Source organism: Subdoligranulum sp. APC924/74 (assembly GCF_003324125.1).
Classification (GTDB): domain Bacteria; phylum Bacillota; class Clostridia; order Oscillospirales; family Ruminococcaceae; genus Gemmiger; species Gemmiger qucibialis.
In genome coordinates this window covers 1-26,400 of record NZ_PSQF01000041.1, presented here as the reverse complement: position 1 = coordinate 26,400, position 26,400 = coordinate 1, and the positions used below count along the sequence as shown (strand labels likewise).

23 protein-coding genes are annotated in these 26,400 nt (G+C 57.6%); 18 read left to right on the top strand and 5 right to left on the bottom strand.

Translation table 11 applies throughout. The annotated features are described in order from the left end of the window. Window positions 1–224: 224 nt before the first annotated feature. The 4 genes from C4885_RS10190 to C4885_RS10175 are packed head-to-tail and all read left to right on the top strand — an operon-like array spanning window position 225 to window position 4,461. Entirely contained in the window at window positions 225–836 is a 612-nt protein-coding gene (locus C4885_RS10190; RefSeq protein WP_114000238.1) for an AAA family ATPase, read from the top strand. After that, window positions 833–2,227: an MATE family efflux transporter gene (locus tag C4885_RS10185; protein ID WP_114000237.1), complete on the top strand. Its 1,395-nt coding sequence runs from the start codon at window positions 833–835 to the stop codon at window positions 2,225–2,227. The genes C4885_RS10190 and C4885_RS10185 overlap by 4 nt, the downstream gene beginning before the upstream one ends. A gap of 12 nt (window positions 2,228–2,239) precedes the next feature. Continuing rightward, entirely contained in the window at window positions 2,240–2,989 is a 750-nt protein-coding gene (locus tag C4885_RS10180; RefSeq protein WP_114000236.1) for a DUF308 domain-containing protein, read from the top strand. Window positions 2,990–3,045: 56 nt separating this feature from the next. Continuing rightward, window positions 3,046–4,461 carry an NAD(P)/FAD-dependent oxidoreductase gene (locus tag C4885_RS10175; RefSeq protein ID WP_114000235.1) on the top strand — a complete coding sequence of 472 codons (1,416 nt, stop codon included), beginning with the start codon at window positions 3,046–3,048 and terminating at the stop codon, window positions 4,459–4,461. A 375-nt stretch (window positions 4,462–4,836) separates the two neighbouring features. Here C4885_RS10175 and C4885_RS10170 read toward each other — a convergent pair whose 3' ends face one another. Beyond that, complete coding sequence (locus C4885_RS10170; protein WP_242979534.1) at window positions 4,837–6,300, bottom strand: S1C family serine protease; 1,464 nt, start codon at window positions 6,298–6,300, stop codon at window positions 4,837–4,839. A 265-nt stretch (window positions 6,301–6,565) separates the two neighbouring features. Here C4885_RS10170 and C4885_RS10165 point away from each other — a divergent pair, with 265 nt between their 5' ends. Together C4885_RS10165 and C4885_RS10160 are read left to right on the top strand one after the other, a co-directional pair. Continuing rightward, window positions 6,566–7,447 carry a bifunctional GNAT family N-acetyltransferase/class I SAM-dependent methyltransferase gene (locus C4885_RS10165; protein ID WP_114000234.1) on the top strand — a complete coding sequence of 294 codons (882 nt, stop codon included), beginning with the start codon at window positions 6,566–6,568 and terminating at the stop codon, window positions 7,445–7,447. Between the two features lie 40 nt (window positions 7,448–7,487). Next, on the top strand, window positions 7,488–8,243 hold the full coding sequence (locus tag C4885_RS10160; RefSeq protein ID WP_242979533.1) for a TraX family protein: 756 nt from the start codon (window positions 7,488–7,490) through the stop codon (window positions 8,241–8,243). 368 nt (window positions 8,244–8,611) lie between these two features. Here C4885_RS10160 and ptsP read toward each other — a convergent pair whose 3' ends face one another. From ptsP to C4885_RS10145, 3 genes are all read right to left on the bottom strand, one after another. Beyond that, window positions 8,612–10,294 (bottom strand): phosphoenolpyruvate--protein phosphotransferase, encoded by a 1,683-nt coding sequence (gene ptsP, locus C4885_RS10155; RefSeq protein WP_114000233.1) that lies wholly within the window; start codon window positions 10,292–10,294, stop codon window positions 8,612–8,614. A gap of 145 nt (window positions 10,295–10,439) precedes the next feature. Next, window positions 10,440–10,697 (bottom strand): HPr family phosphocarrier protein, encoded by a 258-nt coding sequence (locus C4885_RS10150; RefSeq protein WP_114000232.1) that lies wholly within the window; start codon window positions 10,695–10,697, stop codon window positions 10,440–10,442. Between the two features lie 174 nt (window positions 10,698–10,871). Next, window positions 10,872–11,651, bottom strand: coding sequence for an HAD hydrolase family protein (locus C4885_RS10145; protein WP_114000231.1), 780 nt, complete (start codon window positions 11,649–11,651; stop codon window positions 10,872–10,874). Between the two features lie 141 nt (window positions 11,652–11,792). On the opposite strand from C4885_RS10145, the gene C4885_RS10140 reads away from it, so the two are divergent. The 12 genes from C4885_RS10140 (at window position 11,793) to C4885_RS10085 (ending at window position 26,156) form a co-directional block, all read left to right on the top strand. Next, window positions 11,793–12,308 carry a gamma carbonic anhydrase family protein gene (locus C4885_RS10140; RefSeq protein ID WP_114000230.1) on the top strand — a complete coding sequence of 172 codons (516 nt, stop codon included), beginning with the start codon at window positions 11,793–11,795 and terminating at the stop codon, window positions 12,306–12,308. Window positions 12,309–12,740: 432 nt separating this feature from the next. Beyond that, window positions 12,741–14,354: a peptide chain release factor 3 gene (locus tag C4885_RS10135; RefSeq protein ID WP_114000229.1), complete on the top strand. Its 1,614-nt coding sequence runs from the start codon at window positions 12,741–12,743 to the stop codon at window positions 14,352–14,354. Window positions 14,355–14,497: 143 nt separating this feature from the next. Continuing rightward, the gene (locus C4885_RS10130; protein ID WP_114000228.1) at window positions 14,498–15,367 is read left to right on the top strand and encodes a PPK2 family polyphosphate kinase; all 870 of its coding nucleotides are present in this window, start codon (window positions 14,498–14,500) and stop codon (window positions 15,365–15,367) included. Between the two features lie 57 nt (window positions 15,368–15,424). After that, on the top strand, window positions 15,425–16,546 hold the full coding sequence (locus C4885_RS10125; protein WP_114000227.1) for a glycosyltransferase family 1 protein: 1,122 nt from the start codon (window positions 15,425–15,427) through the stop codon (window positions 16,544–16,546). After that, window positions 16,543–17,553 carry a glycosyltransferase gene (locus tag C4885_RS10120; RefSeq protein ID WP_114000226.1) on the top strand — a complete coding sequence of 337 codons (1,011 nt, stop codon included), beginning with the start codon at window positions 16,543–16,545 and terminating at the stop codon, window positions 17,551–17,553. The genes C4885_RS10125 and C4885_RS10120 overlap by 4 nt, the downstream gene beginning before the upstream one ends. A 24-nt stretch (window positions 17,554–17,577) precedes the next feature. After that, window positions 17,578–18,798: a hypothetical protein gene (locus tag C4885_RS10115; RefSeq protein ID WP_114000225.1), complete on the top strand. Its 1,221-nt coding sequence runs from the start codon at window positions 17,578–17,580 to the stop codon at window positions 18,796–18,798. Continuing rightward, entirely contained in the window at window positions 18,795–20,078 is a 1,284-nt protein-coding gene (locus tag C4885_RS10110; protein WP_114000224.1) for a glycosyltransferase family 4 protein, read from the top strand. Before C4885_RS10115 ends, C4885_RS10110 begins: the two co-directional genes overlap by 4 nt. Further along, window positions 20,075–21,112, top strand: a complete 1,038-nt coding sequence (locus C4885_RS10105) for a glycosyltransferase family 2 protein (RefSeq protein WP_114000223.1) — start codon at window positions 20,075–20,077, stop codon at window positions 21,110–21,112. Before C4885_RS10110 ends, C4885_RS10105 begins: the two co-directional genes overlap by 4 nt. A 14-nt stretch (window positions 21,113–21,126) precedes the next feature. Beyond that, on the top strand, window positions 21,127–22,149 hold the full coding sequence (locus C4885_RS10100) for a glycosyltransferase (RefSeq protein ID WP_114000222.1): 1,023 nt from the start codon (window positions 21,127–21,129) through the stop codon (window positions 22,147–22,149). A gap of 21 nt (window positions 22,150–22,170) precedes the next feature. Beyond that, window positions 22,171–23,157: a glycosyltransferase family 2 protein gene (locus C4885_RS10095; RefSeq protein WP_158538871.1), complete on the top strand. Its 987-nt coding sequence runs from the start codon at window positions 22,171–22,173 to the stop codon at window positions 23,155–23,157. A gap of 729 nt (window positions 23,158–23,886) precedes the next feature. Then, window positions 23,887–25,122 (top strand): glycosyltransferase family 4 protein, encoded by a 1,236-nt coding sequence (locus C4885_RS10090; protein ID WP_114000220.1) that lies wholly within the window; start codon window positions 23,887–23,889, stop codon window positions 25,120–25,122. Next, a complete protein-coding gene (locus C4885_RS10085) occupies window positions 25,098–26,156 on the top strand; it encodes a glycosyltransferase family 2 protein (RefSeq protein WP_114000219.1) in 1,059 nt (352 codons plus the stop codon). Before C4885_RS10090 ends, C4885_RS10085 begins: the two co-directional genes overlap by 25 nt. On the opposite strand, the gene C4885_RS16760 is transcribed toward C4885_RS10085, so the two are convergent. Continuing rightward, window positions 26,123–26,400: hypothetical protein (locus C4885_RS16760; RefSeq protein ID WP_207657591.1), on the bottom strand; the 278-nt coding region annotated here is incomplete at its 5' end. The genes C4885_RS10085 and C4885_RS16760 overlap by 34 nt on opposite strands.

Here is a 26,400-nt window from a genome sequence, read left to right as displayed (position 1 = left end):
TTTTGGCAACGCAGATGCCGTGCCGCAGCCGCCGGAGCGGTGCTTAAGCCGTAAGGCGGGAATTGTGCGGTGTTGCCTACTGCCCAGTTTTGCTATGCAGTTTGCCCCAACGGCACCGTTTTGTTTTGTTTAACCTTGCTCTTGCGTTTTGTTCCACCAGCGTTTATACTTATTATAGTAGGACTATTATGTCCATCACTATTATTATTTGTGAGGTGGAGACAATGAAGGAACCCCTGGTTATTACGATGGCGCGTGAATATGCATCCGGCGGCAGCGAGATTGCCCAGAAAGTTGCTGATCTTTTGGGGATTCCCCTGTACAACAAGGAGCTGATCACCATCGCCGCAAAAAAGAGCGGCCTGACGGAAGAAGCCATTGCCGCCAGCGAGACCCAGCGCAGCGGCAGCCTGATCTACAGCCTTTACATGATGGGCAACACCATGCCCCTGGCGGACCAGGTGTACATTTTGCAGTCCAATGTCATCAAGGAAGTTGCTTCCCAGGGTTCCTGTGTGATTTTGGGCCGTTGTGGTGACTATGTTCTGCGCGACCGCCCCAATGTGCTGCGCACCTTTGTGTTTGCCCCCATTGATATCCGCGTGGCCAACGCCAAAGTGCGCCCCGATGCCAAGGATATGCCCGATCGCCTATGGGAGACCCATCTGGCCAAGCATGACCGCGCCCGCGCAAGCTATTACAACTACTATACTGAAAACCGCTGGGGCGAAGCGAAAAACTATGATCTTTGCCTGAATGCAGCAATTGGCCAGGATGCCTGTGCCCAGCTGATTGTTCAGGCTGCAAAAGCAATGGAGGCAGCTAATCAGGAATGAGTGATTCTGTACAGAAATACTCTGCATCCCGAATGGGCAGCGCGCCGATAGGCCCGCTGCTCCTTTCGTGTTCAGTACCTATGATGATTTCGATGCTGGTTCAGGCACTTTATAACATTGTGGACAGCATCTTTGTCAGTCGTGTGAACGAAGCGGCGCTTTCCGCCGTTTCGCTGGCGTTCCCCATCCAGAACCTGATGATTGCCTTTGCCGTGGGCACTGCTGTTGGTGTAAACGCCTATCTTTCCCGCTGTTTGGGTGAGGGCAACCGGGCCGAGGCCAGCCGCGCGGCGATGAACGGCCTGTTCTTAGCGTTCTGCGGCGGCATCGCCTTTCTGGTGTTCGGCATTTTGGGCGCGCGGGCGTTCATTGCGTCCCAGACCACCGATGCCCAGATCATGCAGTACGGTGCCGATTATCTTTCCATCTGCACGTTATGGTGCATGGGCTTGTTCCTGCAGTGCATGCTGGAAAAACTGCTGGTTGCCACCGGGCGCAGTGCGTTCGCTATGGCCAGCCAGCTGATTGGCGCTTTGGTCAACATTGCGCTGGATCCCATCTTCATCTTCGGTCTGTTCGGCGTGCCCCGCATGGAAGCAGCCGGTGCTGCTGTGGCTACCGTAGCCGGGCAGTGGATCGGCGCAGCTGCCGGGCTGACGATGAACCTGCTGTGCAATAAGGACATCAACCTAACGCTGAAAGGCTTCCGCCCGGCGGGGTCCACCATCAAGCGCATTTACGCGGTGGGCATCCCCTCCATTGCCATGAACGCCATTGGCAGCGTGATGACCTTTGCGATGAACAACATCTTGATTGCCTTTTCCAGCACCGCCGTTGCGGTGTTTGGTGTTTACTTCAAGCTGCAAAGCTTTGTATTCATGCCTATTTTTGGCATTAACAACGGCATGGTGCCCATTATCGGCTACAATTACGGTGCCCGCCAGCCCAAGCGCATTACCCAAACCATCAAACTGGCTGTCTGCTTTGCCGAGTGCATTATGCTGTGCGGCCTGATTCTGGCCGAAGTTTTCCCACATGTGCTGCTGGGTGTGTTCAACGCCAGCCCCACCATGCTGGCCATGGGTATTCTGGCCTTGCGCATTATTGCCATCCATTTTCCGATGGCAGGTTTCAACGTAATTTCTTCCTCCGCGTTCCAGGCGCTGGGGCGCGGCACGCTGGCGCTGTTGGTTTCGGTGATCCGCCAGCTGGTTGTGCTGGTGCCTGCCGCCTGGCTGCTGAGCCACACCGGTAACGTAAACGCCGTGTGGTTTGCTTTTCCCATTGCAGAGCTGGTTGCCGTTACGCTGTGCGCTGTGTTTATGCGCAAGTGCCACCGCGACATTTTGCTGCCAATGGAAGCCGGCCAGAAAACGGCTGCCGCTGTATAAGGAGGGGTTTGTATGCTGCGCCATATCAAACCGGGCATGCTGGTGTTCAGTGTGCTGTACATTCTGCTTGGTCTGCTGTTGCTGCTTGCCCCGCAGGCGGTTGCCGATGTGTTCTGCATTGCGCTGGGCTTGTTGGTGGTTTTGTGCGGGCTGCAAAGCCTGTACGGTTATTTTAAGAAAGATAACGGCAGCATCCGAGCCGCCGTCAGCCTGCTGCTCAGCCTGCCCACCATTGCGCTGGGCATGTGGGCACTATTGTGTACCGTACAAAGCGCCATGACCTTTGAATGGCTGTTGCCGCTGCTGTTTGGCCTGATGCTGCTGGTGGATGGCGTGGTGCGCGCACAGTCTTCCTTTGCCCTTGCCAAGCGCAAGGGGCAAAAGTGGTGGGTGGTGCTGCTGCTCAGCATTGTTTCGCTGTTGTGCGGGGCATTGCTGGCGTGTTCTCAGCTGCTGAACAACCGCAACGTGGATCTTTTGCTGCTGTCCGGCATCTTTTTACTGGCAGAGGGCATTTTGAACCTGTGCTGCACCATTTATATTGCGATGGAGTTCCATGCGCTGGACAGGCTGGATGCTGCCAAGGCGGAAATGGAAACCGCTGCCGCACCGGAGCCATCCCCCGAAGCCCCCTCCCCTGCCCCGGCTGAACCCGCTGCAGAAGAATCTGCCGAAACGGACCTGCCCGATGTGCCAGCCCCGGAGCTGACCACCGAACCACCGGAACCCGACCAAGAGCCCACAGCGGATGCCGCAACCTGATGTTACCCTGCGCTGAACCGGCGCTTATTTGTAAATTTAAGGAGCAATTACCCTACATGAACAATTATGATCTGATTATCGTTGGCGCCGGCCCGGCCGGTATTTTTACCGCACTGGAACTGCTGCGCAAAAGCAGCAAAACTACCGGCCCGCGCATCTGCCTGATTGAAAAGGGCAAACCGGTAGAAAAGCGCCACTGCCCCAAAGATAAAACCGGCCACTGCGTGAACTGCAAGCCCACCTGCGCCATCACCACCGGCTTTTCCGGTGCCGGTGCGTTCTCGGACGGCAAGCTGTCCCTCTCCTATCAGGTTGGCGGCGAGCTGCCGGAGCTGATCGGTGAGGATTTTGCCCAGGAGCTGATCAACTACACCGACAAGATCTATCTGGAATTTGGCGCTGACCCGCATGTGGAAGGTATTTACGAGGGCAGCGAGATCAAGGAGATCCGCAAGCGCGCCATCCAGGCCGGCCTGCAGCTGGTGGACTGCCCCATCCGCCACCTTGGAACCGAAAAAGCCCAGCAGCTGTACCTGAACATCCAGAACTATTTGCTGGCCCGCGGTGTGGAGATGCTGTTCAACACCGAATGTGACAACATTCTGCTGGAAGGCAGCGAGTGCAAGGGCGTTGTGATCACCGAAAAGGGTGAGCGCCGCGAGCTGCGCGCCGACCAGGTTGTGATTGCCACCGGCCGCCGCGGTGCAGATTGGCTGGAAAAGCTGTGCGCCGAGCACAACATTGCCCACAAGCCCGGCACCGTTGATATTGGTGTGCGTGTGGAGTGCCGCAACGAGATCATGGAGACCATCAACAAGGTTCTGTACGAAGGCAAGCTGATCGGTTACCCCAACCCGTGGAAGAACAAGGTCCGCACCTTCTGCCAGAACCCCGGCGGCTTTGTCGCGCAGGAAAACTATGACAATGACCTGGCGGTCGTCAACGGTCACAGCTACAAGGATCTGAAATCCGGCAACACCAACCTGGCCATTCTGGTCAGCCACAACTTTACCGAACCGTTCAACCAGCCCATTGCCTATGCCCAGAAGGTTGGCGAACTGACCAACATGCTGGGTGCCGGGCACATTCTGGTACAGCGCTACGGTGATATTCTGGACGGCAAGCGCACTTGGGCCAAGGAGCTGGCACATTCCAATGTGCGCCCTACCCTGAAAGATGCCGTTGCGGGCGACATTACCGCCGCCATGCCGTACCGCGCCATGGTGAGCATTATTGAGTTCATCAAGATGGTGGACCATGTTGCCCCCGGCTTTGCCGCACCGGAAACCCTGCTGTACAGCCCGGAGCTGAAGTTCTATTCCAACAAGGTCAAGATGGACACCGACCTGGAAACGAACATTTCCGGCCTGCACTGCCTGGGCGATTCCTCCGGATGGACCCGCGGCCTGATGATGGCCTCCGTCATGGGCGTTCTGATGGGCCGCAAGCTGATTGAGAATCATGATATGTGAGGTTTTTACGGGGGATTTTGTTCCTTCTTTGAAAAGAAGGAAGCAGAAACTTTAATCATATTATCACATAAAATAAAATTAAGACGCACCACACAATCCCTGTGTGATGCGCCTTAATTTTATTTTTTCTGTTTTGCTATACTAAAGGCAACACCGCACAATTCCCGCCTTGCGGCTTAAGCACCGCTCCGGCAGCTGCGGCACGGCATCTGCGTTGCCAAAATGCTCGATAATACACAAAGTATTATCTGCGCTTTTGGCTTAGCATCTGCCGTACCTCGCTCGCCGTATCGGCACTTAGAATTATGCGGTATTGCCTAAAGTTTCTTCGGTTCCTTCTTTTCAAAGAAGGGACAAAAAACTCCCGTAAAGAACTTAGTTCCCGCTTTCAGCCGTTGCGGTGGACTGGGTGCTTTCGCCCAGGGTCACTTCACAGCTGATGACCTTGCCATCACGCTCTACCTGCAGGGTAACGGTATCGCCAACTTCCTTGCTCTGGCAATACTTCTGTACATCGGATGCACTGGAGACTGCCACATCATCAATGGAGATGATGCGGTCACCCAGCTTCAGGCCGCCTTTTTCGGCACCGCTGCCGGATGCGATCTGGTAGATATACACACCATAGTTGCTGACGCCGTACTGCATAGCAGTCTGGGCATCATTGATGGTGATGACCGTAACACCCATGGCCGGGCGGGCAACATAACCCTTTTCGATCATCTGTTTTGCCATTTCCATGGCGGTATTGATGGGGATTGCAAAGCCAAGCCCCTCTGCATCGCTGGAGCTGCTCTTGGCGTTGACAATACCGATCAGCTCACCGTTTGCATTGAACAGGCCGCCGCCGGAGTTGCCCGGGCTGATGGAAGCGCTGGTCTGGATCAGGTTCATATCGTTGCCCTGAACGGTAACTTCACGGTTCAAGGCGCTGACAATACCATTGGTAACGGTGTTGCTCAGGGTACCCAGCGGGTTGCCAACGGCAATGGTGGTTTCGCCAACAGCCAGGCTGTCGCTGTCGCCAATCACAGCCGGAGTCAGACCGGTGGCTTCGATTTTCAGGACTGCAACGTCCGAAGTAGAATCCTGGCCAACGACCGTTGCGGTATACTCTGTTCCGTCCGCCAGCTGTACCGTGATGTTATTTGCACCGGAAACCACATGGGCACAGGTCACAATGTAACCATCCTGCGAGATGATCACGCCGGAGCCTGCACCGCTCTGCACATAGCTGCCGCCAAACCAGGTGTTGGTGCTGACCATCTGCTCGGTGGTGATGGCCACAACGCTGGGCTGTACCAGCGCGGCAACATCCTGAATCGACAGGTTGGTGCCGTTGGTGCTGCCCTGGGATACAGAATCCGTGTTGGTGTCACGCTGGACCTGCTGAACCACAACCTGGCCGCCGGTTAAGCCGGTGCGGCTGGCAACCACAGTTCCTGCCAGGCCGCCGCCAAAGCCAAGGGCTACCACACCGATGCAGGCCGCCACACGCAGCAAAACCTTTTTGCCGCCGTGGCTCTTTTTGTGCTCGTTCTGCGGGGGCTGTGGGTTGCTGGAATAGCTGTAGCCATTGTAGCCGCCGTTATTGCCGTTGCCACCGTTGCCGCCATTGCCTGCAGCGGGGCCCTGGGGGTTATAGCTGCTGTTCTGTTGGCTGGAATAATTAGAATAATCTGTCTGTGCGGTGTTGGCGGTGTTCATTCCGCTGCTGCCCACATTGGGGTAACCGGACTGCTCTGCCTGGGGCTGTTCCGGCTGAGTGCCCGCTGGCTGCCCGTTATTATTCTGCGGGCCGCCATTATTATAAAGACCCGAATAATCATATTCACTCATGAAAAATCTCTCCTTTGTTCTGCCGCACGGCGCTTGGGGGCCGCCGGGCGGTGATACACGGTCTGACGGAAGCTTTTGCTTTGTCTTTCTTGCTTCCCTCAACCTTGTGCCTACAGTATAACCGCTAATTGTGAAAACAGTTTCGCGACTGCGTGAAAGAAATGTGAAATCTCCAAAAATCCGGTCAGTTTGGGCTGTGGTTTGACTTTATCCGCCCCATGCCGTACAATCAGTTGCAGACTGAAACATTAGGGGGAGCTTGCCCATGCGGATTGAAAAAACGGCACTGGACGCACAAAACCGCTGTGTCTATTCGTTATATAAAGAGAAAGGCTGCATCGGCCATGCCGTTACCTGTGCCGATTGTTTTGAAGCGTTGGAAATTGCCCCGGAATGGCAGAGCCGCGGGTACGGAAGCTATCTGCTGCGGGAGGTTTTGCGCCAGAACGGCGGCTTTGACCGGACTGCCCCCAGCGAATTCACCGCGCCACTGCCGGATGCCGGCAATACCGCTGCGCAGGCGCTGGCGGCAAAGTTCGGTTTTGTGCCGCGCGGCGGGCTGCTGGTGCGCCGCCGCGTGCCGGACCTGACGGCAGTGGAGCTGACCCACCGCTTTTTGCGCAGCACACTGGCACCGGGCGGACTGTATCTGGATGCCACCTGCGGCAACGGGCACGATACCCTATTTTTATGCAGCGTTGCCGGGGAAAATGGCCGGGTGATCGGGCTGGATATCCAGCCTCAGGCCGCGGCCAACACCAATGCGCTGCTGGCCGCCAACGGCATGGCTGCCATTGGCCGCGCGGAATGCTGCGACCATCGGGAGCTGCTGCGCTTTGCCCCGCCGGGCAGTGCGGACTGCGTGATGTTCAACTTTGGCTGGCTGCCAGGTGCCGCGCACGATGTACACTCCACGGCAGATTCCACCCTGCCCGCGCTGCAGGCCGGGCTGGACGCCCTGAAGCCCGGCGGCGTGCTTGCCGCGGTGCTGTACAGCGGCAAGGTGATCGGCAATGCGGAGAAAAAGGCTGCGGCGGAGTTTTTCCGCAGCCTGCCGCTGGCCGATTATACCGTGCTGATCTGCGAATTTGCCAACTGGGCCGATACCGCTCCCCTGCCCTGCTTTGTCATTAAGCGGGAAAAATAACCGCTGCCGCTGTGAAGCCCCAAAAAAGGAAGTGCTGCCAATGCTGCAACAGCAAACACAAAGCCCCGGCTGGCGGGTGCTGAACCGCGATGTGATCAAATACATCGCGATGACCGCCATGCTGCTGAACCACATCGCCAATATTTTTCTGGTGCCGGGCACCCTCTGGTACGAGGTGCTGGTGGATATCGGCTACTTTACCGCCATTACCATGTGCTATTTTCTGGTAGAGGGCTTCCGGTACACCCACAGCCGCAAACAGTATGCCTTACGGCTGTTCGGGTTCGGTGTGGTTTCACAGGTGCCGTTCTCGATGGCGTTTGCCCAAAACGGCATTCTGGAATTTCAGGATTTCAACATGATGTTCACGCTGTTCCTGTGTTTTTGCATCTTGTTGTGTATCGAAACCATCCGGAACCGTTTTTTGCGCGGCGTGCTGATCGTACTGCTGATTTTTGGTTCGTTGTTTTGTGACTGGGCACTGCTGGCCCCGGTGTTCACCCTGCTCTTCCGCTGGTCCGGCCAGGACCAAAAACGACTGCGGTTCAGTTTTGCGCTTTCTGCCGCGCTGTTTGGCTGGCTGAATTACACCAGCAGCGTGTGGCTTTACCCCACCGCACAGTGTTTGCTGATGGCCTGCGGCAGCATGGCAGGGATCGCTGCATCCGGGTTTGTGATCTTGTATCTGTACAATGGCCAGCGGGCGGCACGGGGAAAGAATTTTTCGCAGTGGTTTTTCTATCTGTTTTACCCGGTGCATTTGTTGGTGCTGGGGGTAATTCGGGTGATGGGGTGATGGTGCGCGGTAGATTTTTACCGTTACACGCTCCGCGGGACGATGCAAGCATCGTCCCCTACAAATAAATTGCAGCGTTTACCGCGATAGGCATGGTTCCTCCGCGGCGGGGTGAGGGCACCCCGCCCTACAGATGCTTTATTGGTTTGCAACACATTATAAAATGCTCTGTAAGGAACGGTCTAGACCGTTCCTTACAGATTGTTTTTCAACTTGTACCAATTTCTATAAAGCCAACATCAAAAAGGCGCACCACACGATGGTTTTGTGTGATGCGCCTTTATTTATCTTTTGTGTTCTATTATACTACTAAAGTTTCTTTGGTTCCTTCTTTTCAAAGAAGGAACACAAATCCTCCGTAAAGCCCCTCACAGCGTTTCCGGGTACTCGGCATCGATGGCGGCCAGCAGGCGGGGTGCGCTTTCGCGGGTATCGGTCATGCGCACGGCATTGCGCAGGGGCAGCACCGCGCGCGGGCTGACGGACAGCTCATCCACACCGATCGCCAGGAAGGTTTCGGTCAGGGTCAGGTCCGCGCCAAGCTCGCCGCAGATACCAACCCAAATGCCGTTCTTGTGGGCATTCTCCGTCACCATCTTCAACAGGCGCAGCACTGCCGGGTTGTGCGGGTCATAAAAACGTCCCAGATCATTGTTCTGGCGGTCACAGGCCAGGGTGTACTGGGTCAGGTCATTGGTGCCGCAGCTGAAGAAATCCACTTCCTTGGCCAGACGGTCACTCATGATGGCCGCTGCCGGGGTTTCGATCATGATGCCGACCTGCACATCCTCCGCAAAGGGAATGCCCTCAGCTTTCAGGTCGCGCTTGACTTCCTCGCAGTACTTTTTGGCTTCGCGCACTTCCCACACGCTGGTCACCATGGGGAACATGATGCCCAGCTTGCCGAACGCGGAAGCACGGTAAAGGGCACGCAGCTGAGTCTTGAAGATTTCCGGGCGGTTCAGACAGATACGCAGAGCGCGCATGCCCATAGCCGGGTTATCCTCTTTGGGCAGGTTAAAGTAGCCGATCTGCTTGTCCGCGCCGATATCCAGCGTGCGAATGATAACTTCCTTGCCGCCCATATCGGCAAGAACCTTTTTGTAGGCTTCAAACTGCTGGTCCTCGGTGGGGTAATCCGGGCTGTTCAGGTACAGGAACTCGCTGCGGAACAGGCCGATGCCGCCGCCATCGTTGACCTGCACGGCATGTACGTCGTCCGGGGAGCCAATGTTGCAGTAAATGCGGATGCTCTTGCCATCCTTGGTCACATTGGGCTGGCCTTTCAGGGTCTCCAGCAGGCGCTGCAGGCGCAGCTGCTCTTCCCGCTTTTTCAGCAGGTAATCACGGGTCATATCGTCCGGGTCGATCACCACATTGCCGGTAGCGCCGTCAATAATGCAAGAGCGGCCCTCATACTCCGGCTTCAGGGCATCGCCCACGCCCACAATGGCGGGAATGCCCATGGTGCGGGCCAGAATGGCCGTGTGGCTGGAACCGGAACCGCCCGCAGTGATGAAGCCCAAAATCTTGGATTTATCCAGCTGCACAGTTTCCGAAGGTGCCAGGTCATCCGCAGCCAGCAGCACCGGCACATCCGAAGCAATACCGCCCTGCACTGCACCGGACAGGATCCCCAGGATGCGATCCGATACATCGCGCACATCTGCCGCACGGGCCTGCATATAGGAATCGTCCATGGATTCAAACATGGCGGCGAACTGAACTGCGGTATCCGAAATCGCGGCTTCGGCGTTCATCTTTTCATTGTTGATATGGTCGGAGATGGCTTCCTCGTAATCGAGATCCTCGGCCATCATCTGGTGGGTCTCAAACAGCATGGCGGCTTCATCGCCGGCTTCGGCGCGGGCCTTTTCGGCCAGTTCGCCCAGCTGCTCAATGGCGGCGGTCTGCGCGCCCTTGAAACGGTGCCACTCGGCATCGGGATCGGTCACGGTATAGCGGGGGATCTCGGTTTTGGTGCGGTGATAGAAATAAAGCGGTCCAACGCCAACGCCGGAAGATACGCCCTTGCCCTGAATACTGATCATAACAAGCGTCCTTTCTTTGGTGTTCAATGGGATCCTGACTGGTTATTTTATACAACCAAATGCAGCAGAAAACAAAATGCGGCTGCCTGCCCCAGCGCCGGGTGAGGGCCTTGCTGGGGCAGGTGCCGCAAACAAAAGGATTCAATTACAAATGCTCTTTGAAGAAAGCTTCCAGTGCCGGTGCTGCGGTATCCTCGTCCTCGCCTTCCACGGTAACGGTAACGGTATCGCCGCACTTAACGCCCATACCCATCAAAGCCATCAGTTTCAGCGCGTTGCTGGATTTATCGCCCTTGATGACGGTAACAGTGCTCTTATACTTTTTGACCTCTTTGACCAGCAAACCGGCCGGACGGGCATGGATGCCAACTGCTTCCTGAATGGTATAATCAAACTGCTTCATAGATGCGTCTTCCTCTCTGTTCCACAGCTTTTCAACAAGCCTGTGGAGAATTTAACAATTTGATTATACCAGCAATGTTGAGCAAAGTCAATGCAAATACTGCATTTCACCCTGTCGTTTTTTGTAAACTTTCACAAAATCAACAAAATGTTTTTAACAATATTGTGGATTCACTCAGTTTTCCTGCCTGGCCAAGAAGGCACGCAGGGTATCCTCCGGCCGGGGGGTATGGTTTGCATAGCGCCGGCGCAGCTCCGCTGCAGCGGTGGACATAATGTAAGGGTGACCTACCAAATCCAGCATGGCAACATCATTATAGTTATCGCCAAAGGCCATCACATCCGCCGGGTCAATGCCCAGCACACGGCAGATGCTCTGTACGCCAATCCCCTTGTTGGCCACGGTGGTATCGATCCACTTGGGTCCCGCCACGGCGCAGTTGGCCTGCTGCCATTTGGGCACAAAGCGCTCCACAAACGGCTCCACGCCGTCCACCAAATAGACGGACACCTTGACGATATCCTCCGGGATCTGGGCGGGGTCTGTGATGACCGTATAATTGTTGCCAATGAACTTGATGCGGTCCACCACGCCGTGCCCGCGCTCCATCAGGTAGGACATGTTTTCGCCGGAAAGCATCACTTCGCCTAAGTCCTCGGTGTTGTTCCAGAAATCCCAGGCGATTTCTTCTGCCAGGGCGCGGGGCATCGGCGTTTTGGCGATTACTTTGCCACCGCGGTAGACAACCGCGCCGTTCTCGCACAGGTAGATGCAATCGTCTGCCACAGGGGCGAACAGTTTGCGCAGGCTGGTATACTGCCGCCCGCTGGCCGGGCAGAACAGGATGCCACGGTCATGCAAAGCGCGGATCTCATCAAAAATTTCGCCCTCAATGAGCTTTTTCCCATATTGCAGCAGGGTGCCGTCCAGATCGCTGCAAACCATTTTTATCATATTTGTTTCCCCCTGATTGCTTTTCCTGAAGCAACGTAATATATTATTTAATATAGTAAAAGTATAACAAACACAGGCCTGTTTTTCAATTTAACTAACAGTGCCCGGCGGTAGAATTATTCCGGGCAGGGAGGTAAAATTATGGCAGTTATCACAGTATACGGCAAAACGCCGGATGTTGGCAGTGCAGCCTTTGTGGCCCCCAACGCCACCCTGGCCGGGGATGTTGTGCTGGCCGCTGGCAGCAGCGTGTGGTACGGCGCGGTGGTGCGCGGAGATACCGGCGCCATCCGCATTGGCAAAAACAGCAATATCCAGGACAACGCCGTGCTGCACACCGGGCCAAACCTGGGGGTAACGATCGGCAAAAATGTATCCATCGGCCACAGTGCAGTGGTGCATGGCTGTACGGTGGGGGACGGCGCTTTGATCGGTATGCACGCCACGGTGATGAACGGCGCCGTGGTGGGCAAAAATGCCGTGGTGGCCGCCGGGGCGCTGGTGCTGGAAAACACCGTGGTCCCGGACGGCATGGTGGCCATGGGTGTGCCCGCCAAGGTGCGTGAAGCCGCCAGCCCCGCCCTGGTGGAAGCCAACCGAAAAAATGCCGAAGGGTATGTGGCGGAAGCCACCGCCCATGCGGAGGCGAATAAGTAAGTCCTGACGAGTATGTTCGCTCATTGATTTTATTTTGCAGGGGACAACACAAATTTTTTAGGGCAATACCGCATAATTCTAAGTGCCGATTACGGCGAGCGAGGCGCGGCACTTAGAATTATGCAGTATTGTCTTAGAATCTGTGGCGTACAGTCAAACATTTGCCTTTCTCCCCCGGCGGGATGATGGCCCCCCACCACGCATTTTCCATCAAATTTTGCTTTTTTCTCCCCTTACCGGCCAAAAATCCGGTATCAGGCGTTGCAATCCCTTAAAAATCATAGTAAAATAAAAAGGTATGTCTTGTAACCTTTCTTGTAATAGTTCAGGTGCCGCCTGAAAACCAGAGTGATAGAGGAGTGTTCCCCATGTGACGGAAGCAGACAACCGTAAAAAGTCACATTGCAATGGAATAAAGGAGTATTGACTTTCATGGCAACTTTGCGTGAAGAAATCGAGCGCCGCCGGACGTTTGCGATCATTTCGCACCCGGACGCCGGCAAAACCACATTGACCGAAAAGCTGCTGCTGTACGGGGGAGCCATCCAGACCGCCGGTTCCGTCAAGGGCAAGCAGAGCGCCAAACATGCCGTTTCTGACTGGATGGATATTGAAAAACAGCGCGGTATCTCTGTTACCTCCTCTGTTTTACAGTTCAACTACCAGGGCAAGTGCATCAACATTCTGGATACCCCCGGCCACCAGGACTTCTCCGAGGATACCTACCGCACCTTGATGGCGGCGGATTCCGCCGTCATGGTCATCGACGCCGCCAAGGGCGTTGAAGCCCAGACCATCAAGCTGTTCAAGGTCTGCACCCTGCGCCATATCCCCATTTTCACCTTCATCAACAAGATGGACCGCGAAGCCCGCGACCCGTTTGAACTGATGGAAAACATTGAGACGATCCTGGGCATCAAAACCTACCCGATGAACTGGCCCATCGGCTGCGGCAAAGAGTTCAAGGGCGTGTTTGACCGCGGCACCCGCAAGGTGCTGGCTTTTGAAAGCGATGGCCGCGCCAACGGCGTGAAGATGGTGGACGAGATCACCGCCGAGCTGGGCGCACCCGAAATGGACGAATTGATCGGCGCGGCCAACCACCAGAAGCTGGCTGACGACATTGAGCTGCTGGATGGCGCTGCCGAAGAGTTTGACCTGGACGCTGTGCAGCACGGCCAGCTGAGCCCCGTATTCTTTGGCTCCGCGCTGACCAACTTTGGCGTGGAACCTTTCCTGAAAGAGTTCCTGCGCCTGACCCCGCCGCCACTGCCCCGCAAGGATGCCCCCACCGGCGATGTGGTGGATCCCTGCAGCGAGCAGTTCAGCGGCTTTGTGTTCAAAATCCAGGCCAACATGAACAAGAATCACCGTGACCGCATTGCGTTTTTGCGCATCTGCTCCGGCAAGTTTGAGCGCGGCATGGAAGCATTTCATGTGCAGGAGGGCAAGAACATCAAGCTTGCTACCGGCACCAGCCTGATGGCTGACGACCGCGCCATCGTGGACGAAGCCTATGCCGGCGATATCATCGGTCTGTTTGATCCGGGCATCTTCTCCATTGGCGATACGCTGTGCACCGGCAAGCAGCATGTGCAGTTTGCGGGCATCCCCACCTTTGCACCGGAACATTTTGCCCGCGTGACCCAGGTGGACACGATGAAGCGCAAGCAGTTTGTGAAAGGCATGGAGCAGATCGCACAGGAAGGCGCGATCCAGATTTTCCGCGACCTTGGCTCCGGTATGGAGGAAGTTATCGTCGGCGTGGTCGGCGTGCTGCAGCTGGAAGTGCTGGAATACCGCCTGCGCAACGAATATAACGTTGACATCCGTATGCAGACCCTGCCGTATGAGCACCTGCGCTGGATCATGAACGACCCGGACGAGCTGGACCCCAAAACACTGGACCTGACCAGCGACACCCGCTGCATCGAGGACCTGAAGGGCAACCACCTGCTGCTGTTCGGCAGCCCGTGGAGCATCAACTGGGCCGAGCAGCACAACGAACAGTTGAAGCTTTCCGAGTTCGGCAATCTGACGTTCTGATTTTGTTTTGTAATTATGAAAAAAGGCATTGCGGGCCGCGCGTCTGCAATGCCTTTTTTGCATCTTGCGGTTGCACATGGGGGCCAAAACGGGTATACTGAGAGAGTATAACTTTGTCCTTTTGCAGAAAGGAGGCAACCCGGATGAAGGCTGACCGCTATTTGTTTGATGGTTCCCACCCATGCGCGCTGCGCAAGCTGCCCTGCGACAGCAAGGATGACCATGTAAAGAAAGAAGATATCCTGTCCAAAACTGCCGAAAACCTGGAAAAGATGGCCGCCCTGCAGGACGCCTTTTACGCCGATGGGCGCGAGGGCCTTGTAATCATTCTGCAGGCGCTGGATGCCGCCGGGAAGGACAGCACCGTAAAGCATGTGATGGGCGGCCTGAACCCCCAGGGTGTACAGGTAACCAGCTTCAAGCAGCCCACCAGCGAGGAACTGCACCACGACTTTTTGTGGCGGGTGAACAAAGTTCTGCCGCCCCGCGGCAGCATTGCCATTTTCAACCGCAGCTATTACGAGGACGTTCTGGTGGTGCAGGTTCACGACCTGCAAAAGACCTACCAGATGGCCCCGCGCGTGCTGGAAGACAGCAAGAAGGACTTTTTTGAAAAGCGCTACCGCCAGATCCGCAGCTATGAAGAATACCTGTACGAGAACAGCTACCGCGTGGTCAAAATCTTTCTGCACGTTTCCAAGGACGAACAGAAAAAGCGCTTTTTAGAGCGCATTGACCGCCCGGAAAAGAACTGGAAGTTCTCCTGCTCCGACCTGAAAGAGCGGATGCGTTTTGACGAATATCTGGATACCTTTGATGAAGTCATCACCGCAACCGCTACCAAGCACAGCCCGTGGTATGCCATCCCGGCTGACCAGAAATGGTACACCCGCTACCTGGTCAGCGAGATTGTACTGGATGCTTTGCAGAAGAGCTGCCACGAATACCCGGTGCTTTCGGACGATGCAAAGGCCGAACTGCTGAACTGCAAAGCAGCGCTGGAACAGGAATAATGCCAAACGCTGCCGGGTGGATGTTCCCCCGGCAAGCCGCAAAAGGAGGGGCGCACTTTGCCGCCGATCCGCGTATTACAAATCATGCCCGCCATGGACGCCGGCGGCATGGAAACCTTTGTCATGAATGTCTACCGTGCCGTGGACCGCAGCCAGGTACAGTTTGACTTTTTGTACCACTATGATAAGCCCTGCTTTTATGATGCTGAAATTGAAGCCCTGGGCGGGCACATTACCAAGCTGACGGTGCGGCAGGACAATAATATCCCGAAATACCTGCATGACCTGCGCGCCTTTTTTACCGCGCACCCGGAATACAAGGTCATCCACGGGCATTACAGCGGCTTTGGCATGTTTTATAATGCCGTGGCCCGCCGCTGCGGGGTGCCGGTGCGGGCAGGCCACAGCCACAACACTGCCTATGAGCACAACCTGGTGGGCCAGCTGGACCGGCTGATGAGTTCCCGCTTTGACCACGACCTGACCCACCGCTTTGCCTGCAGCCAGCGCGCCGGGGAGATGCTGTACGGCAAACACCCGTTCACCGTGCTGCCCAACGGCATTATGACCGATGTGTTCGCCCTCCACGATCCCGCCGCCCGCGCCGCCCTGCGCACTGAGCTTGGCGTGCAGGAAGGCGAAATTCTGTTTGGCCATGTGGGCCGTTTTTGTGAGCAGAAAAACCATGCCGGGCTGCTGCGCATTTTTGCCGGGGTCAGCCGCCGCATGCCCAACGCCCGGCTGGTGCTGATCGGCACCGGCGAGCTGGTTGATTCCACCCGTGCCCTTGCCCAGGAGCTTAACCTGAGCGACCGGGTAATTTTTGCCGGGGTGCGCAAGGATATGGCCGCGCTGTACCACGCCATGGATGTATTTTTGCTGCCCAGTTTGTTTGAGGGGCTGCCCGTTGTGCTGGTGGAAGCCCAGGCCGCCGGCCTGCCCTGCTTTGTGGCCGATACGGTGGACCCCGGCGCGGCGTTTGCCGGCAACATCCACTACCTGCCCTTGCAGAATGAAGCCGCCTGGGCTGATTCCATTGCCGCGGCGGACCTGACCCGTGACCCCAACGCCCAGGCCAAAGCCATTGCCGCCGGATTTGATGTGCACACCAGCGCGGGTATCCTGCAAAAATTTTACCTGGAGCAGACGCAGAAATATACAAAGGAGGTGCAGCCATGAGTGAAACCGAGCCCCAGTTCAAAGGCCCTGCCATTGCCGTGGTGGTGCCGGTACATAACGGCGCTGCGTTTTTGCAGCAGTGTCTGGCATCCCTGGCTGCGCAGACCTTTGGCGATTTCGCCTGTTTTGTGGTGGATGACGGCTCCACCGATGAAAGCGCCGAGCTTGCCGCCGCGTGGGAAAGCCGGGACGCCCGGTTTGTTGTGATCCACCAGCGCCAGAGCGGTGTTGCCGCCGCCCGCGCTGCCGGGGTGCGCGCGGGGCTGAACCTGAACGCCCGGTGGTTTGCCTTTTGTGATGCGGATGACTGCTACCACAAGCAGTTTTTGGATGCACTGTACCGCGCTGCCCAAACCACCCGCTGCCAGATTGCCTGCTGCCGGTATGACTGCTTTACCGAGGATATTCCTCCGGAAAGCCCGCCGCCCAGCCAGACCACGGTGTTTCAGCCGCCCGCCCATCTGGATGCCCTGCTGCATGACCACCGGGTGGACTTTGGGCTGTGGAACAAGCTGTACGCCCACGAGCTGATCACCGCCGAGATCATGGACAACGGCCTTGCCTACAACGAAGACCTTGTGGCCAACTGGCAGATTTTCAGTGCGGCAGACGGCTGTGCCTATGTGGATTTTGCAGGCTACCATTACCGGCAGCACGCGGCTTCGGCCAGCCACCGTGCCCTGCCGCCGGAAAGCATTGACCAGCAGCGCCAGGCCGCCGTGTTCATCCGCGAGCATGCCAGCCCGGCCATCCAGCAGAGCGCCAACGCCTTTTATTACGAAAAACTGGTCTACCTTGCCAGCATGATTTTGCGGCGGGACGATGCTGCCGCCTACCGCGTGCAGATCAACGAGCTGGGGGTAGGCATCCGCGCCGGGCTGCAGGACCCTAACCTTGGCCGCAACCCGCGGCTGCCGCTTGCCATCCGCGCGGCGGCGTGGGCAACCATCAACTGCCCGGTGCTGTGGCGCAAAGTGTGCCGTACCATGTTAAAAGACCGGCGCTGACTCCTTTTGCACAGGATAAACACCATGCGTATTTTATTTATACTGGATAGTGTGGAAAACCCAACCTCTGCCAATGTGCTGATGGCACAGCGTTTGGCAGGGGTACTTTGTGCTGCCGGGCACACCGTACACCTGCTGGAACTATGGGACGGCCTGCATCCCCAGCCGGAGCTGCCCGGCTGCACCGTGCACTGCCTTGCCTTTGCGGACGAGCGCCTGATGAACGCCGCGCTGGAAAACGGCCGCAGTGGCGGTTCGCCCATTCCGGTGCGGCTGGCGCGGCTTTGCTGCCACCCCACGGCGGTGGCGGCGGCGTTCCGCCAGCTGGTGCTGCACGCCCCGCGCCGGGTGGTGGATACCCGCCGGGAGCTGGAAAAGCTGGATGCTGCGTTCCATTTTGAGGTGATCTGCGCTGTTTGTGCGCCCTACCGCGCCGCGTTTGCGCTGGAAACCGCGCAGGTGCAGGCCAAAAAGGCCATCTGGCAGCTGGACCCCTATGCTTCCAACCGGGATTATCAGGCCCCCGGCGGCTACCCGCGGGAGCTGGAGCTGCTGAACCATCTGGCCGCCGCCTTTATCACCCGGCAGGCCGTTGGGGATTACGCCCCCGGCGCCCCGCTGGCCGCGGCGGCGGAAAAAGTTCATGTGCTGGATTTTCCCAGTCTGGTGCCCCCGGCGGCAGTGCCGAACCATGCAGCAGACAGCAAAAAGCGCTGCGTGTTCTGCGGTTCTTTGTATCCCGGCCTGCGGGAGCCGGGCTTTGCGCTGGAACTTTTCCGTGCCCTGGGCCCGGCCAGCGGCTGGACCCTGACGATGGCAGGCGGCGGCTGGCAATACTTTGCCGCGGACGCTGCCCAGACCAAGGCTGTATTGGGCGAACAGTTTGAACAGCCCGGCCCCGTGCCCGCCGAAACCGCCCGCACCATGCAGGCACAGGCCGATGTTCTTTTGAACCTTGGCAACGCGGTAGCCAACCAGCTGCCCAGCAAACTGTTTGACTACTTTGCTGCGGGCAAGCCAGTTTTGCACCTCTGCGTGATCGAAAACGACCCTGCCCTGCCCTATCTGGCCCGCTATCCGCTGGCGCTGGTGCTGCACCAAGGCCAGGCTGATGCTGCGGATATTCTGCACCGCTGGCTGGGTGAAGTGTGCGGTAAACAGCTGCCCTTTGGGGAAGTGTGTGACCTCTTCCCTGAGCTGGTGCCGCAGGCGGTTGCAGCTGAATTTGTGAGGTGGCTAATGTGAAGGTACTCTGGCTTGTCAGCATCACCATCCCTGCTGCCGCGGATGCCTGCGGTTTGCAGGCAAAAGAGATCGGCGGGGGTTGGCTTTCCGGCGCGCTGGGCGGCATGACCGCCGCACCGGACGCCCCGGCCATTACCGTTGCCAGCGTGGATGCCCGCGCGGAAACTTTAACCGTTTGCAGCAAAAACGGCGTAAGTTTTGCACTGGTTCCCACCGGAAGTGTGGAAAACTTTTCTGCCCTGCTCAAAAAGATTGCCCCGGATCTTGTCCATATCTGGGGCACCGAGTACGCTGCCGCCCGCACCATACAGCAGGCGGCCCAAGCGGCGGGGATACCGGTGCTGGTGGGCATCCAGGGCGTGATGGTTGACTGTGCCCTGCACTTGAATGACGGCGTGCCAGCACGGCTGCTGCACTCCTGCGCGGCGCAGCATTTGATTGACCGCCATGTGCCGGGCGGGCTGCTGGACGTGAACCAGGCCCGTTTTGATACCCTTGCCCAAAGTGAAGCCGCCGTGCTGGCCAACGCCCGCCATGTGACCGGGCGTACCAGCTTTGACCGTTCCGCCGTTCAAAAGCTGGCCCCGCAGGCCAGTTATTACCCCTGCAACGAAACGCTGCGCCCGGAGTTTTACACCCCACCGGTGTGGCACCCCCGCACCTTTGGCGAAGCGCCGGTGCTGCTGCTCAGCCAGGGCAACTACCCGCTCAAAAACCTGCATACCGTGCTCAAAGCGCTGCCCGCCGTGCTGGCGCAGTACCCCGGCGCGGTGCTGCGGGTGGCGGGCTGGCCCCCGCTGGACAAAGGGCCGCTGCTGCGCCCGGTGATTGACTGGATGTTCCCCTACCAGACCTGGTGCAAACAGCTGATCCGCCGCCTGGGGCTGGCGGACCATGTGCAGTACACCGGCCCGCTGGATGCCGCCGCCATGCGGCAGGCTTACCTGGATGCCGATCTCTTCCTGTTGCCGTCTTACAGCGAGAACAGCCCCAACAGTCTGGGCGAAGCCATGCTGCTGGGCCTGCCCTGCGTGGCCAGCGCGGCAGGCGGCATCCCGGATATGCTGCAAAGCGGCGTGCAGGGGATGCTGTACGGTGCCGCCGGGGATGATGCCGCCCTGAGCGCGGCCATTTTACAGGTGCTTGCCCTGCCGGACCACGGCACGGCGCTGGGCACCGCCGCGCAGATCCGCGCTCGGGTGACCCATGACGCGGCCAAAAACACCGCACAGATGATTGAAATTTACCGCAAAGTCCTGCAAAGGGAGGGAACACTGTGAGCCTGCCCGCCATTGGGGTGGTGATCCCCTGCTATAAGGCCGAGCACACGCTGCGCCAGACGGTTGAAAGTGTGCTGCAGGGTGCACCGGACAATTTGCAGCTGGTGCTGGTGGAGGACGGCAGCCCGGACGGCACCGGCGCGTTGTGTGATGCCCTTGCCGCCCAGGACCCCTGCGTTACCGCACTGCACCAGCCCAACGGCGGGGCATCCGCCGCGCGCAACGCGGGGTTGGATACACTGTGCCGCAGCGGTGCCGAGTGGGTGCTGTTTGTGGATGCGGACGATACCCTGCTGCCGGGGCTGTGGCAGGCGCTGCCCGCTGCATTTGATGCGCAGCCGGGCCTGATTTTGTACGGCATGGTGCGCGCCAGCGGCCCTGCCCCCAATCCGCTGGCCCCCGGCTGCTATGCCGGCCCCGCCGCGCTGGGGGATGCGCTGGACCCGCTGCTGTTTGAAAGCGGCTACCTCGCCGCCCCCTACCCCAAGCTGTTCCGGCTGGATGTGATCCGCCGGAACAAGCTGCGGTTTGACCCACGCTTAAAAATCAATGAAGATGTTTTGTTTAATCTTCAATATTTGCGGTTTTTGCTTTTTTTACAAAAAAACTCTGCCATTTATTGCCTTGCAGGTGTATACTATAATCAGAATGATATGCTTGCGGGCAGTCTGTCCCGCTCCCTGCGTGGGGATTTGCTGGACGCCGAGGCTGTGACCCGCCCCGTGCTGGAAGCATTCTTGACGGATGCCAAGCTGCCTGCACCAGAAATTGACCGCCTGGTGCAAATAAGCCGGGTGCGTGCCGCGTTAAATCAATATGGGCTGCTGACCGGCTGCCCCGGCCGCATGCCGTTTGCCCAGCGGCGGCAGCTGTTTGCCCGCATTTTGCAGGATGCTGATGCCCGCGCGGCCCTGCGCGCCCGCCTGACTGCGGACCCCAACCGCCTGCTGGCGCTGCCCTACCGGCTGGGGGTATTTTTGCACAGCGCCTGGCTATTGGCCGCTTATACCCAGCTGAAAAACCGCTTTTTATGAGAGGAACGTTTTGCATGCCGAACCCGACCATTTCCATTGTGACAACTGTATATGACGCCAAGGATTACATCCCCCGCACGGTGCGCAGCATTCTGGCCCAGAGCTTTACGGACTTTGAGCTGCTGCTGGTGGAGGATGGCAGCCCCAACGGCTGCGGCGAGCTGTGTGATGAGCTTGCCAAAACTGACCCGCGCATCCGGGTGTTCCACAAGGAAAACGGCGGCCCGGCCTCCGCTTTGAACGTTGGGCTGGACAATGCCCGCGGGGATTACATCGGCTTTGTGGATTCGGACGACCTGGTGGATCCGGATCTCTACGAAACACTTTTGAATGCCATCCGCGAAAATGATGTGCGCATTGCCTCCTGCAATGCCGACGCGGTGGACGAACAGGAAAAGCCCGTGCCGGGGGCTGGGGTCAACATCAACATTGCCGGGCGGCACATGGCCATGGAGCTGCTGCTGGATACCTTTAAAACCGGCGGCTTTTACGGGCTGCTGTGCTGGAACAAGCTGTTTGACATCCGCCTGTTCCGCGATAAAGGCGTGCATTTTGACGAAACCATGTTCTTTGGCGATGACGCCAGCGAGCTGCACCGCGTATATGACGGCGAGTATGTTTACTGTGTGCCGCGCGTGCTGTACCACTACCGGCGGCGCGGCGGCCAGATGACCGAGGTGCTGTTTCCGCCGCGGCGGCTGGATGATTTGAAAATGTACTGGAACTGGCTGGGCTGGTTTGCCGCGCAGCCGGACAAAACCGAATATAAAGGTTTTTATGAATGGGCCGTGGCATGGTACTGGAAGGTGTTTTACCTGTTCTGGTGCCAGGCCAGCGAGGCCGGAGCCATGGCAAAGCTGAAACCGGAATTTTTGAAGCACAAAAAGCATCTGGACAGCATTTTGCCGGACATCCTGCGCTGCCCGCATGTGCCCGGTGCCGAAAAAGCGCGCGCTGTGCTGTTCTGCGCCGCACCGGGGCTGACCTACACGCTGGCACACGCCCGCGGCAAGCTGCATGGCAGCAAAACGGACTGAGGAATGAGGGGGAAAAACAAGATGGAACATATTGCAGTTAGTGTGATCGTTCCCATTTACAACGCAGAGCCCTGGCTGGAAGAGTGCGTGCAGAGCATTCTGGACCAGGATTTCCCGGCCAGCTACGGCACGATCGAAGTGCTGTTGATTGATGACGGCGCAACGGATGGCAGCGGCGCTTTGTGTGACCGCCTTGCCAAGCGGGACAACCGCATTAAAGTGGTGCACCAGGAGAACCAGGGGCTTTCCGGCGCGCGCAACACCGGCATTGATATGGCCCGCGGCCGCTATTATGCCTTTATTGACAGCGACGATGTGGTGCGCCCGGCGTACCTGAAAAAGATGTACGAAGCCTGCGAAGCGCACGACGCCTACATGGCGATCTGCGCAGTGGAGGACGTACAGGAGAACGGTAAGCCTCTGCCGGAGCCGGTGTTCACCCCGCCCACGCAGGAAGGTGTGTTCCGCGGCAAGGATCTGCTGAATGATTTTTATGCCCCCAACGGCACTTATTACACCGTTGCATGGAACAAGCTTTACCGCGCCGAGGTGTGGAAGCTGCTGCATTACCCGGAGGGCCGTCTGCACGAGGATGATTTTGTGGCGCACCGGCTGTTCTGGCGGTGCGATAAAGTGGTGTGCCTGCCGGATGTTTTGTACAATTACCGCCTGCGTTCCGGCAGCATTATGCGCACCAGCCTGAAACCCGGCGCGTTTGACGCGGTGGACGGCCTGGCTGACCGGTACCGCTTTTATGTCGAGAACGGCGCGGACCGTTCGGTGATTGATTCGGCTTATGCTGCCTGTTGGCGGCGGTATCTTTTCCTGTGCGCCAAGGTACGCCAGAACCCGGAGCCGCAGCTGGTCAAGGCCATCAGCAAGGAGCAGTTTCTGATGCAGGGGCTGATCAGCTACCTGCCCAACTGCCGCCACATGAAGATGACCGAAAAACTTTCCGCCGCCCGCTGGGCCATGATGCCCGCCGAAAGCCTTTGCCCGGCAAAGTGATTGTTTACGGGAGCTTTCCAGCCTTTTTTGAAAAAAAGGCTTCGGCGAAAAAACTTTAATATAATAGAATATAAGGGCAATACCGCATAATTCTAAGTGCCGATACGGCGAGCGAGGTGCGGCAGATGCTAAGCCAAAAGCGCAGATAATACTTTGTGTATTATCGAGCATTTTGGCAACGCAGATGCCGTGCCGCAGCCGCCGGAGCGGTGCTTAAGCCGTTAGGCGGGAATTGTGCGGTGTTGCCTAAGAATAAAAATAGGGATTGGATCGCGAACGGGTAAACAAAATACGCTCAAAACATATTGAAGCACGCGTTTTCCCCATAGAGACCGTAGGGGTGCATATTGTGCGCCCGCTGACCTAATGTCATAGCGTTTTTCCAAGGATTGTATATGGGACAAACGGCCACGGGACGATGCAAGCATCGTCCCCTACAAATGGTTTTTAGGTTTGCAATAACCATTTTACGTTTTTCCCCAACGCGATAAGGGCATCGCGCCCTACGGAATATTTTGCCGCTCATCACGCACTTTCAAACATTCCAAAGCCTAATATTTCCTGAGCGGCGCTGCGCGCCGCGGTCCACCACCATTATTCTTTATTCTTTTTTAATTATTCTTTACTTACCCCATTCCTAATTAAACTCCTAACTCCTCCCTCCTAACTCCTAACTAATTTTCCGTCCACATCAAACTTTCAAACCAACGAAAAAAGGGGTTGTCCATTTTGCCGCTGCGCTCGCCGAATACACCGCGCAAACCGCGCATTTTGCTGGTTCCGCCGCCGGAACTGCCGGTTCCTGCTGTGCAGGGCGGCGCGGTGGAAACCCTTGTCACCCACCTGATCCGTGAAAATGAACGGACGGGCAAGCTGGACCTGCTGTGCGCCAGCATCCCGGACCCAGAAGCTGCCGCCCAGGCACAAGGGCTGCAGCACACCAAAATGCTGTACGTTGCCAAGCCCCGCGGCGTGCGCCGGTATTACCCCATGGTGTTTCTGGAGCGCTGCTTTGGCGTTGCCGCCCCGTATGACCCGTGGTATCAAAAGGTTCAGCTTTCCCTTGCACTGGAGCTGCCCACGCCGGACCTGATTGTGGCGGAGGGCGGCACCCTGACCCAGTGCAGCGCCATCAGCAAAATGTTCGGCAAGCGGCGTTGCCTGGCCCACCTGCACGGCCAGACCAGCTGCAGCCATGAGATGGACGCCATTTACGGCGGTATTCTGGCCCTGAGCGAGTTTATCCGCGATGATTACCTCAAAACCAGCGAGCTGGACCGCAAGCATGCCTACATCCTGCACAACTGCATTGATACCGCCCGCTTTGTGCCCGGCCCGGCGGATGCTGCGCTGCGGGCTTCCCTCGGCTTTGCGCCGGAAGATTTTGTTGTACTGTTCTGCGGCCGCCTGGAGCCGGATAAGGGCATCCACAAGCTGTTGGAAGCGATGGAGAACATCCATGACCCGCGCATCAAGCTGCTGATTGTGGGCAGCCCGTTTTTTGGCCGTACCCAGCAAAGCCCGTTTTTGCGCAAGTTGGAACAGCAGGCCGAGACCCTTGGCGACCGGGTGCGCTTTACTGGCTATGTGCCCAATGATTCGATGCCGGAATATTACCGCCTGGCGGACCTTGTCTGCGTGCCCACCTTGGTGGAGGAAGCCGCCGGGCTTGTGGCGGTGGAAGCCATGGGCTGCGGCCGACCGGTGCTTGCCACCCGCAGCGGCGGCATGCCGGAATATCTGGACGGCAGCCAGGCCGTGCTGGTGGACCGTGACGGCAATGTAGCCGGGCAGCTGAGCTTTGCCATCCGCATGCTGTATGAACACCCGGATCTGCGCGCCCAGATGAGCACCGCCGGTGCAAAGACGGCACAGCGCTATTCTTCTGCACGCTTTTATGATGATTTTGTACGCATTGTGTACGATTTTGGAGGTCACCTATGGAACAGCCCGTCATCTGTGTGATCGTTCCGGTATACAAGGCGGAAGCCACCCTGCCCCGCTGCATCGAAAGTGTGCTGACCCAGCAGCTGCCGGGCGGGCTGCGGCTGATCTTGGTGGACGATCAAAGTCCAGACCGCAGCGGCGAAATTTGTGACGCTTACGCAGCAAAGGATCCCCGTGTGATGGTACTGCACCGCAGGGAACGCGGGGTTTCCGGCGCGCGCAATGCCGGGCTACGGGCCGCCACCGGCGAGTATATTGTATTTTTGGACAGTGACGATGCCCTGCGCCCCGGCGCTTTGGCCGCCGCCCTTGCGGCACAGGCCGCTGCCCCCAACGCTTTTGTGCTCTGGCACTACACCATGCAGCCGGACGATACCACCCCTGTAACCACAGTAGCCCACCCGGCCCAACAGAGCGACCTGGCCCGCCTGCACCTGGACTGCCTGATCGCCATGCCGTGGAACAAGCTTTACCGGCGCACATACGCCCGGCAGCTTGCCTTTGACCAGGCTTATACCCTTGGCGAAGATTTGCAGTTTGTGCTGGATTATCTGGCTCTGCTGGGGCGCTGCCAGCCGGATTTCAGCTACCTTGTGCTGGAAAGCGCCCTGACCTTTTACGATTGCAGCCGCACCGGCACCCTTTCCACCAAGTACCACGCCAATTACTGCGAAATTTGGCCCAAGCATTTTGCCAAGCTGAACGCCGCCTGCACCGCTGCTGCTTGCCCGCCGCAGGATATGCTGCCGCTGCACCGCGCGGAATTGCAGGTTTTGGCGGAGGGTGCCGCGGACATTTTGCGGCGGGACCCCGACGCCATGCCCGCACGCCGCGCCAAAGCCCGCACCGCGCTGCAAAGTCCATGGCTGAAAAGCCTGCTGGATACAATGCGCCATGAGCACTGTTACAGCCCCTATTACCTGCCCTGCCGCTGGAACAGCTTGCGTCTGCTATGGATGTTGTCCGAAGCTGCGCGCACGCAGAGCCCCCTGTTCGGCAAGCTGGACTGGGCGGGGTATTATTTGCTGCTGGGCCGCATGAAGCGCGGCTGAACCGCAGCCTGCTTTCTCTCTGGTATTACAGTACATTTCCCCCAGGCAGCGCCGCTGGCTTGCCTGGGGTTTTGTTTTTGCATCGTCAGGTTTTTGGGGTTGTAGATTGTATTCACCTGCTTAACATGGTATAATGGGACAGAATTATCTCTTTGTACTATTTTTATGGCAATACCGCATAATTCTAAGTGCCGATACGGCGAGCGAGGTGCGGCAGATGCCAAGCCAAAAGCGCAGATAATAC